Genomic DNA, 15,830 nt, shown 5'->3' on the forward strand with positions numbered 1-15,830 from the left:
AAAATAATTCCCATTAATATTATATTAAGGGAAAAATATGGATCACACACAACACAAATTTAACATAAACAATCTTGCTATTTTTGTAGCTGGCTTATTTGCAACTGGATTTAGTTCAGCTATTTATGCTCAATCTACACAATTAAGTGAAATAACTGTCTCTGAGAGAGTAGAAAAAAGTAATCAGGAAACGATTTATCAGCAGCAAATTCAACATAAACAAGCTCAAAATATTAAAGATGTGTTTGCTCAATCCCTTGATGTGAGTGTCACGGAGTTACAAAGCTCAAGATCAGGAAATAATGGGATTAATGTGCGTGGCTTACAGGATAACCGTGTAGAAAATACTATTGATGGGATTGAATTACCTGAAGCACAAGAAGCTAAACATTTTATTTCTTATGGTATGGAATTTGGGCGAGGCGATTATATTGAACCTACTGCATTAAAAAGTGCAGAAGTGAGTTACCTAGGATCAGAACGTAGTCTTTCCAGTAGCGTAAATTTTACTACCCTTGAACCCTCTGATTTATTGAAAGGCAGAAATTTAGGTGGTTTTGTCGCCACAGGTTATGACAGTCGAAATAATAGTATTTATGGCTCGTTGGGCGGTACGGTGGCTGCTGGGCATTATCAAGGTATGGTGATGACGACATTACGTAAAGGTCATGAAAATGAAAATCATGGTGATGTAGGCGGTATTGGGGCAACAAGAACAGAATCCGATCCTGCTAAAACACGTAATGTTTATGTTTTAACAAAACATAATTATCAATTAAATGATAAAAACCAGTTAAATTTTGCTTTTGAAAGTCAATCTAAAAAAACCGAAACAGATTTACTGTCTAAAACAGATACGAGAATTGATGCAAGAACAGGAACACAAACATCAGGGCAAAGTACCGATAAAGTGAAACGCCACCGTTTTTCTTTAGGACATAGTTATAATAGTCAAAACGGTATTATTCAAAGTGCAGATACTCACGTTTATTTCCAAAATGCACGTACGGAGAATGAGCGTTTACGTCAATCTACCACCAATTATCGTCAAGAAAATTCTGAAAATAAAGTAAAAACTTGGGGATTTAATTCGGACTTAACCAGTGCTATAGACTCTTCAGTACCACAATTATTACGTTATGGTGTAAGTTATATTCATAATGATATCACTAATTATCTATATTTAGACCGACCTGCTTATGGTGCGGTAGCAAATAAAAAACCAACTGCTAATGCAAAACAAGATAAATTTACGGGCTATTTAGAAGATCAAATTAGTCTAGCTAATTTCTTGATTACTCCACATGTAGGTGTGGTGCATTATCGGGTTAATCCATCAATGGATGGCGACTATACGCAAGCAGGTTCAAAAAATGTATCTGTGACCAAACAAAGTGAAACTAAATTTACCCCTAAATTAGGGATTGAATGGTTGATTGCTCCAGAATTTAATCCATTCTTGCAATATTCTCGTGGGGTAAAAACACCATCAACCCAACAATTAACCTCTTCCTTTGGTGAAGTTGTCAGTTACTATGTTCCTAATCGGGGATTGCAAACTGTTGAAGTGGCAGTAGTTGGTAATCCAAACTTAAAATCTGAAACGGCAGATAATTTTGAGTTAGGTTTTAAAGGCAAGACAGAAACCTTACAATACCGTATTTCAGGTTACTACAATCGTTATAAAAACTTTATTGATTGGCAAGATTTAACGAGCCAAATGTCAGGTTATACTCAATTCTTGCAATATCAAAATTTAGATAAAGCTAAAATTTATGGTGTAACAGCAAATGCTAAATGGAAATTTTACAATGATTTCTATACTACAGCAGGCATTGCTTATAGCCGTGGTAAAGCAAAAAATAATGGGGTAAAAACGCCTATTAACAGCATTCAACCGCTGAAAACTAAATTGGGATTCGGCTATGAAAGTGAACAATTTGGAGCAGATATTAGTTGGACATATAATCGTGCTAAAGCGGACAAGGATATTGTGAATGCAATGTATAATCCAACAGGGGGTTATTCCGTGTTTGATTTAGGCGTTTATTGGAAACCAGTGAAAGATTTAACCTTAACGGCAAACGTGAATAACCTATTTGATAAAAAATATTGGAATTGGAACGATATTTCCTACTTGGCTTTATTGAAAGATGGTAGTACAGCAGGTAGTCCTCCGATCGGTATTGATGCCACAAATGCAGATCGTTATACTGCTTCTGGACGAAATTTCAATGCAGGAATTCGTTATGAATTTTAATTAACAGAAAATCTCATTAAGTCTAAATCACTTAATGAGATTTTTCTTTATGTGCTTTAAAAAAGTCATATCCCATAAAAAAACAGTAATCAATCTAACAAAATTTTGATCTAAGTTCAGTTTTATCACTTAATTTATTGCAATAATAGCCTTTATGGGTGATAATTCAGGGGCTTTCAGACTTTAGTCTGTTTGAACGTTTTTTAGACTTTACTGGGCGTAAATGATGTCGGCTGTACTGCAACAAGCTCAAAAATTGTATAAAAAAGTATATATAATCGAATTTGTTGTTCTAATTATTGCTTTTTTTATACTGTCATTGTTTGATACTCCACTTGCTTATGCCTTTAGCATAGGATATTTGGTTATTTTTATATCAAGTGCGATAGTTATTTACTTTGCTTTTTTTTATGATAAAAAAAGAGCTGAACCGATAAAAATAACACTATTTTATAGTCTTGAAGCTATAAAATTCCTTTTTGCTATACTTTTAATTGTTATATCAATTAAATATTTGGTGGTAAATAATGTATTCACTTTTTTTATAGGCTTTTTTATTGCTCTTGCTTTAAATAGTCTATTACCTTTTATTTTGAATATATTTAAACAACGTAATTAATAATTTACAGAAAGGTTTTATTAATATGTCAAATTTAACAACTGCTGATTATATTAGTCACCATTTGAGTTTCCTTTCATCTGGCGATGGCTTTTGGGCGGTGCATTTAGATACCTTGTTTTTTTCCTTAGTATCGGGTGCTATTTTCTTGTTTATTTTTTCCCGTGTAGCTAAAAAAGCCACTTCAGGTGTGCCTGGAAAATTGCAGTGTTTTGCTGAAATAGTTATTGAGTGGGTGGACGGTTTAGTCAAAGATAACTTCCATGGTCCGCGTAATGCTATTGCTCCACTGGCATTAACCATTTTCTGTTGGGTATTCATTATGAATGCCATCGACTTGATTCCTGTTGATTTTCTACCGCAGTTTGCTAATTTAATTGGTGTTCATCATTTACGTGCTGTGCCAACCGCAGATATTAGTGCCACCTTAGGTATGTCGATTTGCGTATTCTGTTTAATCCTATTTTATACCGTCAAATCAAAAGGCTTTAGTGGATTAGTAAAAGAATATACGCTCCACCCTTTCAATCATTGGGCATTTATTCCCGTTAACTTTATTCTTGAAACCGTCACATTATTAGCTAAACCGATTTCTTTAGCATTCCGTCTGTTTGGTAATATGTACGCTGGTGAATTAATCTTTATTCTTATCGCTGTCATGTATATGGCAGATAATTTTGCTTTGCAAGCATTAGGTATCCCATTACATTTAGTATGGGCTATTTTTCATATATTGGTGATTACCTTACAGGCTTTCATCTTTATGATGTTGACAATAGTTTATTTGAGTATTGCTTATAACAAAGCAGATCATTAAACGAATTTTTTATTAACAATCCTAGCCTTAGGGCTTATTTATTAATCTTTTAATGGAGAACATTATGGAATCTGTAATTACAGCAACAATTATTGGTGCATCAATTTTATTAGCTTTTGCCGCACTGGGAACAGCGATTGGTTTTGCTATTTTAGGCGGTAAATTCTTAGAATCTTCTGCTCGTCAGCCAGAATTAGCCAGTAGCTTACAAACGAAAATGTTTATCGTTGCTGGTCTTTTAGATGCTATCGCAATGATTGCTGTGGGTATTTCATTACTTTTCATCTTCGCAAACCCGTTCATTGATTTATTAAAATAAGTCGGGCTTGATATTTATTGTTATTTCAGAGGATTATCTGGGATAACTTCACCGACTTTTTAGTAGGAGGGCGTTGTGAATTTAAATGCAACATTAATCGGTCAACTTATTGCATTCGCAATTTTCGTTGCGTTTTGTATGAAATATGTTTGGCCACCGCTCATTAAAGCGATTGAAGATCGTCAGGCGAATATTGCCAATGCGTTAGCGTCTGCCGAAGTGGCTAAAAAAGAGCAAGCCGATACCAAAGTATTAGCGGAAGAAGAAATTTCTAAAGCAAAATTACAAGCACAAGAAATTATCGATTTAGCCAATAAACGCCGTAATGAAGTGCTAGAAGAAGTGAAAGCAGAAGCGGAAACTTTGAAAGCCAAAATTATTGAACAAGGTTATGCAGAAGTTGAATCTGAACGTAAACGTGTGCAAGAAGAATTACGTGTGAAAGTGGCTTCACTTGCTATTGCAGGTGCAGAGAAAATTGTGGGTCGTACCATTGATGAAGCGGCCAACAGTGACATTATTGATAAGTTAGTTGCAGAATTATAGGAAGGTTGAGCTTATGTCAGAATTAACTACGATAGCTCGCCCTTATGCCAAAGCAGCATTTGATTTTGCCGTTGAACAGTCAGCGACCGATAAAAGTGCGGTGCAAAAATGGACAGAAATGCTCAGTTTTGCGGCACAGGTAGCAGAAAATGAACAGGTGCAATCTTTTTTAAGCAGTTCTTTTTCTGCTAAAAAAGTGGCAGATACGGTGATTTCAATTTGTGGCGAACAACTTGATCAATATGGGCAAAATCTGATTCGGTTAATGGCTGAAAATAAGCGATTGACGGCACTTCCAGCAGTATTTGATGAATTTCAACATTATGTGGAAGAACATAATGCTAGCACGGAAGTTCAAGCCATTTCGGCTCAACCATTAAGTGCAACGCAACAACAAAAAATTGTCGCCGCAATGGAAAAAAGACTTGCTCGCAAAGTGAAATTAAATTGCAGTGTAGATAGCTCGCTGATCGCAGGGGTTATCATTCGTACCGATGATTTTGTGATAGACGGTTCAAGTCGTGGTCAGCTCGATCGTTTGGCTAACGAATTGCAATGAAAAGAAGGAATTTAAAATGCAACTAAATTCAACAGAAATTAGTGAATTGATTAAAAAACGAATTGCCCAATTTGATGTGGTGAGCGAAGCTCGCAACACAGGGACAATCGTTTCCGTGAGTGACGGGATTATCCGTATTCACGGTTTAAGTGATGTAATGCAAGGTGAAATGATTGCCTTACCTGACAACCGTTTTGCTATGGCATTAAACTTGGAACGTGATTCTGTCGGTGCGGTAGTTATGGGACCTTATGCAGACTTAGCAGAAGGCGTGGAAGTGCAATGTACAGGTCGAATCCTTGAAGTACCAGTGGGTCGTGGTTTATTAGGTCGTGTGGTGAACACCTTAGGTGAACCGATAGACGGTAAAGGCGAAATCGAAAATGACGGTTTCTCACCCGTTGAAGTGATTGCCCCTGGGGTTATCGACCGTCAATCCGTGGATCAACCTGTACAAACGGGTTATAAAGCAGTGGACTCCATGGTGCCAATCGGTCGTGGTCAACGTGAGTTGATTATCGGCGACCGTCAAACGGGTAAAACCGCATTAGCCATTGATGCGATCATTAACCAACGTGATTCAGGCATTAAATGTATTTATGTGGCGATTGGGCAAAAAGCATCAACCATTGCTAACGTGGTACGTAAATTAGAAGAACATGGTGCGTTAGCGAACACTATCGTGGTGGTGGCATCGGCTTCTGAATCCGCTGCATTACAATATTTAGCCCCTTATGCTGGTTGTGCAATGGGTGAATATTTCCGTGATCGTGGTGAAGATGCGTTAATCATTTATGATGATTTATCTAAACAAGCGGTAGCCTATCGTCAAATTTCCTTATTATTACGCCGTCCGCCAGGTCGTGAAGCCTATCCAGGTGACGTATTCTATTTACATAGCCGTCTATTAGAGCGTGCCTCTCGTGTCAATGCCGATTATGTAGAACGCTTTACTAATGGTGAAGTGAAAGGTAAAACAGGTTCTTTAACCGCACTTCCAATCATTGAAACCCAAGCAGGGGACGTATCAGCGTTCGTTCCAACCAACGTAATTTCCATTACCGATGGTCAGATTTTCTTAGAATCTAACTTGTTTAACTCAGGTATTCGCCCTGCGGTAAACCCAGGTATTTCGGTATCTCGTGTGGGTGGTGCAGCTCAGACTAAAGTGGTGAAAAAACTCGCTGGGGGTATCCGTACTGCCTTAGCACAATATCGTGAGTTAGCGGCGTTCGCACAATTTGCATCAGATCTCGATGATGCCACTCGTAAACAATTATCCCACGGTGAAAAAGTAACCGAATTATTGAAACAAAAACAATATGCTCCGCTCAGTGTTTCTGAACAAGCATTAGTGTTATTTGCCGTTGAATTTGGTTATTTAGAAGATGTGGAATTAAATAAAATTGCCAGTTTTGAAACCGCACTTTTAGATTATGCTCATCGTCAATATGCTGAGTTTATGCAGGAACTCAATAAATCAGGCAATTATAACGATGAAATTAAAAATATGCTGAAAGGTATTTTAGATAGTTTCAAAGCAAATAATGCTTGGTAATTAACGGAGAAATAACATGGCTGGTGGAAAAGAGATAAAAACCAAAATTGCCAGTGTACAAAGTACACAAAAAATTACCAAGGCAATGGAAATGGTAGCAACATCGAAAATGCGTAAAACGCAAGATCGTATGGCAGCATCTCGCCCTTATTCTGAAACCATTAGAAATGTTATTAGCCATGTGTCTAAAGCAACAGTTGGTTATAAACACCCGTTTTTAATTGAACGTGAAGTCAAAAAAGTAGGTGTACTTGTTATTTCAACGGATCGTGGTATGTGTGGTGGTCTAAATATTAATTTATTTAAGACCGCACTTAACGAAATCAAACAATGGAAAGAAAAAGGCGTGACTGTTGAACTTAGTTTAATTGGTTCAAAAGGGATTGGTTTTTTCCGTTCTCTTGGTTTGAAAATACAAGGACAACATTCAGGTTTGGGCGATAACCCAGTATTAGAAGATTTATTGGGTGTGGTAAATGGTATGATCGATTCCTATCGTAATGGCGAACTTGATGCTATTTATATTGCATACAATAAGTTTGTTAATACCATGTCGCAAAAACCAGTTTACCAACAGCTTGTGCCATTACCAGAATTAGAAACTGATAAATTAGGCGAAAGACAAAATGTTTGGGATTATATTTATGAACCCGATCCAAAAATGCTATTAGATAGCTTATTGGTGCGTTATTTAGAATCTCAAGTATATCAAGCAGTGGTTGATAATTTAGCTTCAGAACAAGCGGCTCGAATGGTGGCGATGAAAGCAGCAACAGACAATGCAGGGAATTTAATCAATGACTTGCAGTTGGTGTATAACAAAGCTCGCCAAGCAAGTATCACAAATGAATTAAATGAAATTGTTGCTGGTGCAGCAGCGATTTAATGGAGAACAGGTAATGTCAGCAGGAAAAATTGTACAGATTATCGGTGCGGTAATCGACGTTGAATTCCCACAAGATGCTGTACCAAAGGTTTACGATGCCTTAAAAGTTGAATCAGGCTTAACCCTTGAAGTGCAACAACAATTAGGTGGCGGTGTGGTACGTTGTATTGCACTGGGTTCATCTGATGGTTTAAAACGTGGTTTAAAAGTAGAAAACACAGGTCATCCGATTTCTGTGCCAGTGGGCGTGAAAACCTTAGGACGTATTATGAACGTGCTGGGTGAGCCGATTGATGAAAAAGGCGACATTGGTGCAGAAGAAAATTGGGCAATCCATCGTGCAGCACCAAGTTATGAAGATCAATCTAATAGTACCGAACTTTTGGAAACAGGGATCAAGGTTATCGACTTGATTTGCCCGTTTGCGAAAGGGGGTAAAGTGGGTTTATTCGGTGGTGCAGGTGTAGGTAAAACCGTAAATATGATGGAATTAATCCGTAATATTGCGATCGAACACTCAGGTTACTCCGTATTCGCAGGGGTAGGTGAACGGACTCGTGAGGGTAACGACTTCTACCACGAAATGACCGAATCTAACGTATTGGATAAAGTATCGCTCGTTTATGGTCAAATGAATGAGCCACCGGGCAACCGTCTGCGTGTGGCATTAACAGGCTTAACCATGGCAGAAAAATTCCGTGATGAGGGGCGTGATGTATTATTCTTCGTGGATAACATCTATCGTTATACCCTTGCAGGGACAGAAGTATCTGCGTTGTTAGGTCGTATGCCGTCTGCGGTAGGTTATCAGCCAACTTTGGCGGAAGAAATGGGGGTGTTGCAAGAACGTATTACCTCCACCAAAACAGGGTCTATCACCTCTGTGCAAGCGGTTTACGTACCAGCCGATGACTTAACTGACCCATCACCAGCCACAACCTTTGCTCACTTAGACTCTACCGTGGTACTAAGCCGTAATATCGCATCACTCGGTATTTACCCTGCGGTTGACCCGTTAGATTCAACTTCTCGCCAATTAGATCCATTAGTGGTTGGTGAAGAACACTACAACGTGGCGCGTGGTGTACAAGGTATTTTACAACGTTACAAAGAATTGAAAGATATTATTGCTATTCTTGGTATGGACGAACTTTCCGAAGATGATAAATTAGTGGTAGCCCGTGCGCGTAAAATCGAACGTTTCTTATCACAACCATTTTTCGTAGCGGAAGTATTTACGGGTTCACCAGGTAAATATGTGTCATTAAAAGATACCATTCGTGGCTTCAAAGGTATTCTTGACGGTGAATACGACCATATTCCAGAACAAGCGTTCTATATGGTGGGTTCAATCGATGAAGTTGTTGAAAAAGCGAAAAATATGTAATCACTTCAACTGATTACCAGATTGAAGGAGATCAAAATGGCAACATTTAACTTAATTATCGTGAGTGCGGAGAAAAAAATCTTCGAGGGTGCGGTAAAAAGCGTTCAAGCAAGTGGGATTGAAGGGGAATTAGGGATTTTAGCTAATCACACTCCTTTAATGACAGCGATTAAACCAGGGATTGTGAAATTCACCCTTGAAAATGATAGCGAAGACGTTATCTATGTGTCAGGGGGATTTTTAGAAGTTCAACCTAATATCGTTACTGTGTTAGCAGATGTCGCTATTCGTGGTGATGAGTTAGACCAAGATCGCATATTGAATGCAAAACGCAAAGCAGAAGAAAATATTATAGCGAAATCTGGTGATGCTAACCATCAATTAATGGTAGCTAAACTTTCACAAGAACTAGCTAAACTTCGCGCTTACGAATTAACGGAAAAATTAACGAAGAATGGTCGTTAATCGTTAATATTGTTATTGAAAAACCGCCGAAAGGCGGTTTTTTATTGTAGTAAAAATTCTTTTTTTTTACACCGCACTTTTACCCAACGACTTTAGGCAATAATCCAGCTTGAATTAAAAATGGAATTGAAACAATAACAATCCCCAAAACAGAAACTACAATTAATAAAGCATTTCCACCAAAAACTTTATATGGCAAGTTAGGATATTTCTGACGAGCTTTCCAAGCTAATGCTGCAGGTAACACCACGGCGTAAAAAGCAAACATTTGACCAGCATAGCTAAGAGCTAAAATAAAGCCTTGTGGATAAAATAAAGCAAACAACATTGGTGGTAAGAATGTCAACACACCTAAAGTTATTCTCCCAGCAGAAAAATTAAAAGTTCGTTTTAGTAAATCTTTAACACAATCAAATAAACCCAACGATACACCAAGAAAAGAAGTAATTAACGCAAGAGCTGAGAATATTTTTACTGTACTACTAATTGCATTACTTCCAGTGATTTCGCGAGTCGCAGTCACCAAACCATTCAATGTTGGATCTTTTTGTAAAATATCTAAAAACACAGATTGGCTTAGTACACCATGAGTAGAAAGTTGCCATAAAATATAGATAATTAGGGTAATCAAAGAACCTGTAAGAATAGAAATTCGCAGTGCTTTGACATTTCCACCTAAATACGCATTTAGACTAGGAATTGAACCGTGAAAGCCAAAAGCAGTAAAGAACACAGGGCTGGCAGAAATTAATAAGGCATTATCAATCGGCATCGCCATTAGGTTATCCATACTAATTTTGGGTGACATTAAAATTAATACAAAAGCTAATACGGCGAGCATAATATAAAAGAGTAAGCGGTTAATCACATCGACACTCTTTGTTCCAATGATGACAAATGCTCCAAAAATAATAGTGAATAGCACAATGGAAATTTTAGATGTGGTTTCCGCATCACTAATTTGTGGGATAGTGGATGCGAGAATATTTCCCCCACCTGTAACATAAGCGGCTAATAACGCATAAAGAAAGATCATTAAAATGGTCGTTGAAATAATTCTACCAGTTTTGCCAAAATATTGTGCAGCAAGTGTGCCTATACCTGCATCATGTTCAGCAGTTTGATAAATTTCTACAAATAATAACGCACTATAGGTCAATAAAAGCCATAATATTGCTAATAATACAAAGGTAAAGGAAAATCCTATACCCGCAGCCGTTAGTGGCATTGCTAACATTCCTGCACCAATCATGGTGCCTGATACAAGTAAAGTACTTCCTAATGTTCTATTCATGGTATTTATCCTTTTTATATGTTGTTATGAGATTTTTAGCATAACAAAAAGGCGTTGTAAATAACGCCTTTGATATAAAAATAAATTATAAAATAAACCGACTTAAATCTTCATTATCCACCACATCATTCAATGCGGTAGAAACGTAATTTTCATCAATGATAATTTTCTCACCTGAACGTTCACTAGCATCAAACGAAATACCATCCATTAAGCGTTCTAATACCGTGTGTAAACGTCTTGCTCCAATATTTTCGGTTTTTTCATTAACACGGAATGCAGATTCAGCGATTTTACTAATCCCATCTTGGGTGAACTCAATTTCAACCCCTTCAGTTTTCATTAGCTCACGGTATTGTAAAGTTAATGAAGCATTTGGCTCAGTTAAAATACGTTCAAAATCTTCTTTGGTAAGTGATTTTAATTCCACACGAATGGGTAAACGACCTTGTAATTCAGGTAATAAATCCGATGGACGAGCCACTTGGAACGCTCCAGAACAGATAAACAAAATATGGTCAGTTTTTACCATACCGTGTTTAGTATTAACTGTTGAACCCTCAATGATAGGCAACAAGTCCCGTTGTACACCCTCACGAGATACATCGCCACCACTATATTCCCCTTTTTTACAGATTTTGTCGATTTCATCAATGAATACAATGCCGTGTTGTTCCACAGATTCTACCGCTTTCTGTTTCAAATCTTCTGGATTTACCAATTTCGCTGCTTCTTCATCAATCATTACTTTTAACGCATCTTTGATTTTCATTTTGCGTTTTTTGGTTTTGCTTGGTGACATTCCTTCAAATAAAGATTGTAATTGCGAAGTCATATCTTCCATGCCTGGAGGGGTCATAATCTCCACACTAACGGGGTGAGATACATCAATCTCAATTTCCCGATTATCTAATTGACCTTCACGTAATTTCTTACGAAAAACTTGGCGAGTAGCTTCATTATTACTTTCTTCTGTATTACCCCACTGATCTTTAGCTGGCGGTAATAACGCATCTAAAATACGATCTTCCGCTGCATCTTGGGCTTTCATTCTATTTTTTTCCACCGCTTGCTGACGCACTAATTTCATTGACATATCCGTTAAGTCACGGATGATAGAATCCACTTCCTTACCCACATAACCAACTTCGGTAAATTTGGTGGCTTCCACTTTAATAAATGGAGCGTTGGCTAATTTAGCTAAACGGCGAGCAATTTCAGTTTTACCTACACCAGTTGGACCTATCATTAAAATATTTTTTGGCGTTACTTCTTGGCGGAGTTCTTCAGATAACTGCATACGTCTCCAACGGTTACGCAAGGCGATAGCAACAGCTCGTTTGGCATCACTTTGACCGATAATATGAGCATCTAACTCTGAAACAATTTCACGAGGGGTCATAGACATAAAATATTTCCTTCTTCTTATAATTCTTCAATAATGTGATTGTGGTTGGTATAAATATCAATATCACCCGCAATATTTAAAGATTGTTTAACAATTTCTGTAGCAGTTAAATTATTATTCGTGCGAAGTAATGCTAATGCTGCAGATTTAGCATAGTTACCCCCTGATCCAATCGCTAATACATCAAATTCAGGTTCAATCACATCACCACTACCAGATACCAATAAAAACTCGTTTTCATTCGCTACAATCATCATCGCTTCTAGGCGGCGTAACGCACGTTCAGTACGCCATTCTTTGGCTAATTCCACCGCACTTTTAACTAAATGCCCTTGATGGAGTTCAAGTTTTTTCTCAAATAAATCAAGTAAAATAAAGGCATCAGCCGTTGAACCAGCAAATCCAGTCACGACTTTGTCTTTATATACACGGCGAACTTTACGCACAGTACCTTTTTCAACACAATTACCCAAGGTTGCTTGTCCATCACCACCAATAGCGACTTTACCATCTTTGCGTACACATACTATTGTTGTCATTTTATGATCCTTTTTATGCAAATTTATATTGTAAATGGGGTTGGATCGGGATATTTCAAGGTGAATTTTTAATAAAAAAACTGCATTTCAAAGGTTCTTTTCCCATCTTTGGGGGTGCGTGTCCAAGCGTTCGGGGGAAATTTTGGATATCATATTTTCCTTGTGGTTGAGATAAAAAGTGCGGTGATTTTTTACAAAATTTTCAGTGTATTGTTTTAAGATTTGGCTATTTTAATTGACATAAACAGTATTGACTAGATAGCAATAAGTGTCTAATCTGTTAAGCATTATTAACCAATTTTGATTTAAACCGAGATAAAAATGCAGCTGCAAATTTTTGAACAAAAAGAAGTGCGTTCCCATTGGGATGCCGAACAGGAAAAATGGTATTTTTCTATTGTTGATGTGGTTGAGGTTTTGACGGAAAGTCAGAACCCAAGAAAATATTGGAGTGTGCTAAAAACAAGGCTTAAAAAGGAAGGAAGTCAGTTGGCTACAAATTGTAGTCAACTGAAAATGCCAGCCGCAGACGGAAAAATGTATAAAACCGATGTTGCCGACACCGAGCAATTATTCCGCCTAATTCAATCTATTCCATCGCCAAAAGCCGAGCCGTTTAAATTGTGGCTGGCTCAGGTTGGGCGTGAACGCTTAGACGAAATTCAAGATCCAGAACTCACCATTGAACGGGCGTTGCGAGATTATCAACGTTTGGGCTATTCGGACGATTGGATTAACCAACGCCTGAAAAGCATTGAAATCCGTAAGGAACTTACTGATGAATGGAAACGAACAGGTGTATTAGATGGACAACAATTTGCTGTATTAACCAATATTCTGACCAAAGCGTGGAGCGGTAAAACCGTCAAAGAATACAAGCAGCACAAAGGGCTAAAAAAGGAAAATTTGCGTGATAATATGACCAACACTGAGCTGATTTTAAATATGTTAGCCGAAGCGTCTGCCAAAGATATTTCGCAAGCTGTCAACCCTGAAAATTTTGAGCAAAATAAACAGGTGGCACAGCAAGGTGGAGAGGTCGCCCATACCGCACGAATCGCATTAGAACAACGCACGGGGCAAAAGGTCGTCAGCGAGCAATCTGCCAAAGAGTTACGTATTGCCAAGAGAACAGGCATAAAATGACCAACACCCTAGATCTTCGCACTTTTTTGCTGGTTACCCAATCTGGCAGTTTCACCAAATTCGTTGCCCTGCTATTTCACCTTTTTTATCCACCACACAAAAACCAGACACACTGCCAGTCCCAGCATTGCTGGTAGTGCCACCGCCGTGCCTGCTTGGCTGTTGATTATACTCCACAAGGTTTTTGTTACCGCTATGATGATAATGACCGCTATACCAGCCCATAGTTGGCGATACCAAAATGCGACACACAAGGCAACCAGCGATACGATAACCATCAGGGCGGATAGATATTTTGTTATACCCCACTCGCCGATAAGCCAATCTTGTTCAAACCGTAAAAATTCTACGATTTGCGGATTGGTTTCGGTGGGTGTGGGAAACCAAAACATGCTGGTCAGCAAGGCGAAAACGGTGGCGGCAATCCCTGTTAGGCTGTGGCGGTAAATAAGGCAAATGCTGGCAGATATTTTTTCATCGTTTCTCTGTTACCCGATTGTAAAGCGACTAATTTATCCAAAAAACCAAATAATTTCTCGTTCATTTCGCAATAATTATAAGCACGAATCACATCAGGTTTTTTTACAAAACGATGCTCGGTATTATGGCTAAGAAAATCCAGTTGTTCGGCAATCAATAGCTTGGTTGTGGCAAGGTTAAACTCCAAATGGTATTGAATGAATAACCCTAAGATTAAGTTATCTTAACACAGTTAGCGATGTAAAAAGTTATTAAAAAAATTGAGTCCTGTACACAGTACAGAACTCAGTATTAAGTTTATTTATCTGTCCCATTTTTTGGGGTTCAGATCATTATTGTTTGACACCGCCGAAAGAAACATCCAAATTACTATTATTCTGGAAGTTCACATAACCAGCCACTTCTTTAGCCTGTTCGCCAAATAAAGCTCCTTTATAAACCCCACCGTCATTAAGTGCTACACTAGCCTGACCTTGGAATTCAGCACCGTTTAAATTGGTTTTATGCAAAGTAATATCACGTCTAAACTCATCTCCGTTCAAGATAGAGAAAGTAATTTCACCTTCAACAGTTTTATTGCTGAAATCAACATTTACTGTGGTTGTTCCCCCTTGTTTAAATCCTGAATCATAACCGCTAATCCAGACTGCATCTCCTTTATAGGTTGCGATACCAGATTTTGGAATATCTGTTGCTTTTGTTCCTTGGTAGCGTAGCTCCTTGTAATTTTGTTCATCATTCCGCCAAACTCCATAAAAAGAGTCGTTATTATTTTGTCCTAGTAAAATTCCGTTAACTGTATCGGCAATTACAGAACCTTTCGGACTAGTACTTAAATCAATTTTGGTTCCATCAGGAGTTGTTGCTGTACCAGCACCACCGCCACCACCACTACAAGCGGCGACTAAAACTGATGTTAATATTAATGAGGATACTTTAGGTATGTTCATGATGTTTTCCTTAGCATATTGAAAATAGAATAGAAAAATATTGTTTCTACTCATTCATTGAGTAGGATTTGAAATATACAACTTAAGAACAATAAACACAAGCGTATAAATCGCAAAAATATCACTCAATGAGTAAAAATGTGAGGTAGATCACAAATGAGCAGATTTATCGCAGCGGAAGTGGATTTGGCAATCGGCAAACGGATTCAGCAACGGCGTAAGGAAGTGGGGTGGACGGCGGAGAAACTGGCGGAGCAAATTGGCGTTTCTCAGCAGCAATTTTCCCGTTATGAGCGTGGTGCGACCAAAATGAACGTATCACATTTGGTGAATATCGCCGTGATTTTGGATACGCCGATCAGTTGGTTTTTTGCAGACAGTAAGGCGGAAAATTTGACCTTTTCCGATCAGAAACAGTATGTGCCGATACGCAACGATGCGTTGAAATCAAGGCTGGAATACCATTGGGTGAAACTTTCCAATGAGCAAAAACGCAATTTAATCAATTTTTTGGACTCAATGGCAAAATAGCGTTATAGCTCAAAAATCCCGATAAAAACGACCGCACTTTCGCTTAACAAAAGTGCGGTCAAAAAC

Annotated in this window: 18 protein-coding genes; 12 read left to right on the forward strand and 6 right to left on the reverse strand. The window is 38.1% G+C overall.

Features of this window, described 5'->3' with window-relative positions; translation table 11 throughout:
• The first annotated feature begins 37 nt into the window (after window positions 1-37).
• The 10 genes from O1Q81_RS01585 to O1Q81_RS01630 all read left to right on the forward strand — a co-directional run bounded on the left by O1Q81_RS01585 (window position 38) and on the right by O1Q81_RS01630 (window position 9,416).
• Complete coding sequence (locus tag O1Q81_RS01585; protein ID WP_386697880.1) at window positions 38-2,260, forward strand: TonB-dependent hemoglobin/transferrin/lactoferrin family receptor; 2,223 nt, start codon at window positions 38-40, stop codon at window positions 2,258-2,260.
• Between the two features lie 226 nt (window positions 2,261-2,486).
• Entirely contained in the window at window positions 2,487-2,879 is a 393-nt protein-coding gene (locus O1Q81_RS01590) for an ATP synthase subunit I (protein ID WP_386697882.1), read from the forward strand.
• 25 nt (window positions 2,880-2,904) lie between these two features.
• Window positions 2,905-3,696: a F0F1 ATP synthase subunit A gene (gene atpB, locus O1Q81_RS01595; RefSeq protein WP_386697884.1), complete on the forward strand. Its 792-nt coding sequence runs from the start codon at window positions 2,905-2,907 to the stop codon at window positions 3,694-3,696.
• Window positions 3,697-3,760: 64 nt separating this feature from the next.
• On the forward strand, window positions 3,761-4,015 hold the full coding sequence (gene atpE, locus O1Q81_RS01600) for a F0F1 ATP synthase subunit C (protein WP_005599073.1): 255 nt from the start codon (window positions 3,761-3,763) through the stop codon (window positions 4,013-4,015).
• A 75-nt stretch (window positions 4,016-4,090) separates the two neighbouring features.
• Entirely contained in the window at window positions 4,091-4,561 is a 471-nt protein-coding gene (gene atpF, locus O1Q81_RS01605; protein WP_386697886.1) for a F0F1 ATP synthase subunit B, read from the forward strand.
• 13 nt (window positions 4,562-4,574) lie between these two features.
• Complete coding sequence (gene atpH / locus O1Q81_RS01610) at window positions 4,575-5,120, forward strand: F0F1 ATP synthase subunit delta (RefSeq protein WP_386688709.1); 546 nt, start codon at window positions 4,575-4,577, stop codon at window positions 5,118-5,120.
• 16 nt (window positions 5,121-5,136) lie between these two features.
• The gene (gene atpA, locus O1Q81_RS01615) at window positions 5,137-6,678 is read left to right on the forward strand and encodes a F0F1 ATP synthase subunit alpha (RefSeq protein WP_386697887.1); all 1,542 of its coding nucleotides are present in this window, start codon (window positions 5,137-5,139) and stop codon (window positions 6,676-6,678) included.
• Between the two features lie 16 nt (window positions 6,679-6,694).
• Window positions 6,695-7,564, forward strand: coding sequence for a F0F1 ATP synthase subunit gamma (gene atpG, locus O1Q81_RS01620; RefSeq protein WP_386695331.1), 870 nt, complete (start codon window positions 6,695-6,697; stop codon window positions 7,562-7,564).
• A 13-nt stretch (window positions 7,565-7,577) separates the two neighbouring features.
• Window positions 7,578-8,951, forward strand: a complete 1,374-nt coding sequence (atpD, locus tag O1Q81_RS01625) for a F0F1 ATP synthase subunit beta (RefSeq protein ID WP_386688703.1) — start codon at window positions 7,578-7,580, stop codon at window positions 8,949-8,951.
• A 36-nt stretch (window positions 8,952-8,987) separates the two neighbouring features.
• Window positions 8,988-9,416 carry a F0F1 ATP synthase subunit epsilon gene (locus O1Q81_RS01630; protein ID WP_386688701.1) on the forward strand — a complete coding sequence of 143 codons (429 nt, stop codon included), beginning with the start codon at window positions 8,988-8,990 and terminating at the stop codon, window positions 9,414-9,416.
• A gap of 79 nt (window positions 9,417-9,495) precedes the next feature.
• On the opposite strand, the gene O1Q81_RS01635 is transcribed toward O1Q81_RS01630, so the two are convergent.
• The 3 genes from O1Q81_RS01635 to hslV all read right to left on the reverse strand — a co-directional run bounded on the left by O1Q81_RS01635 (window position 9,496) and on the right by hslV (window position 12,657).
• The gene (locus O1Q81_RS01635) at window positions 9,496-10,710 is read right to left on the reverse strand and encodes an aromatic amino acid transporter (RefSeq protein ID WP_386697889.1); all 1,215 of its coding nucleotides are present in this window, start codon (window positions 10,708-10,710) and stop codon (window positions 9,496-9,498) included.
• A gap of 85 nt (window positions 10,711-10,795) precedes the next feature.
• On the reverse strand, window positions 10,796-12,118 hold the full coding sequence (gene hslU / locus O1Q81_RS01640) for an HslU--HslV peptidase ATPase subunit (RefSeq protein ID WP_386688697.1): 1,323 nt from the start codon (window positions 12,116-12,118) through the stop codon (window positions 10,796-10,798).
• Between the two features lie 17 nt (window positions 12,119-12,135).
• The gene (gene hslV / locus O1Q81_RS01645) at window positions 12,136-12,657 is read right to left on the reverse strand and encodes an ATP-dependent protease subunit HslV (protein ID WP_386697891.1); all 522 of its coding nucleotides are present in this window, start codon (window positions 12,655-12,657) and stop codon (window positions 12,136-12,138) included.
• Window positions 12,658-12,978: 321 nt separating this feature from the next.
• Here hslV and O1Q81_RS01650 point away from each other — a divergent pair, with 321 nt between their 5' ends.
• Window positions 12,979-13,803: a BRO family protein gene (locus O1Q81_RS01650; RefSeq protein ID WP_386697893.1), complete on the forward strand. Its 825-nt coding sequence runs from the start codon at window positions 12,979-12,981 to the stop codon at window positions 13,801-13,803.
• A gap of 51 nt (window positions 13,804-13,854) precedes the next feature.
• On the opposite strand, the gene O1Q81_RS01655 is transcribed toward O1Q81_RS01650, so the two are convergent.
• The 3 genes from O1Q81_RS01655 to O1Q81_RS01665 all read right to left on the reverse strand — a co-directional run bounded on the left by O1Q81_RS01655 (window position 13,855) and on the right by O1Q81_RS01665 (window position 15,233).
• Window positions 13,855-14,127 (reverse strand): hypothetical protein, encoded by a 273-nt coding sequence (locus O1Q81_RS01655; RefSeq protein ID WP_386697894.1) that lies wholly within the window; start codon window positions 14,125-14,127, stop codon window positions 13,855-13,857.
• A 106-nt stretch (window positions 14,128-14,233) separates the two neighbouring features.
• On the reverse strand, window positions 14,234-14,470 hold the full coding sequence (locus O1Q81_RS01660) for a hypothetical protein (RefSeq protein ID WP_386697896.1): 237 nt from the start codon (window positions 14,468-14,470) through the stop codon (window positions 14,234-14,236).
• A gap of 145 nt (window positions 14,471-14,615) precedes the next feature.
• A complete protein-coding gene (locus O1Q81_RS01665; protein ID WP_386695339.1) occupies window positions 14,616-15,233 on the reverse strand; it encodes a transferrin-binding protein-like solute binding protein in 618 nt (205 codons plus the stop codon).
• A 156-nt stretch (window positions 15,234-15,389) separates the two neighbouring features.
• Here O1Q81_RS01665 and O1Q81_RS01670 point away from each other — a divergent pair, with 156 nt between their 5' ends.
• Window positions 15,390-15,764: a helix-turn-helix domain-containing protein gene (locus O1Q81_RS01670; RefSeq protein ID WP_386688687.1), complete on the forward strand. Its 375-nt coding sequence runs from the start codon at window positions 15,390-15,392 to the stop codon at window positions 15,762-15,764.
• Window positions 15,765-15,830 lie beyond the last annotated feature (66 nt).

The organism is Lonepinella sp. MS14436 (assembly GCF_042470565.1).
GTDB lineage: Bacteria > Pseudomonadota > Gammaproteobacteria > Enterobacterales > Pasteurellaceae > Lonepinella.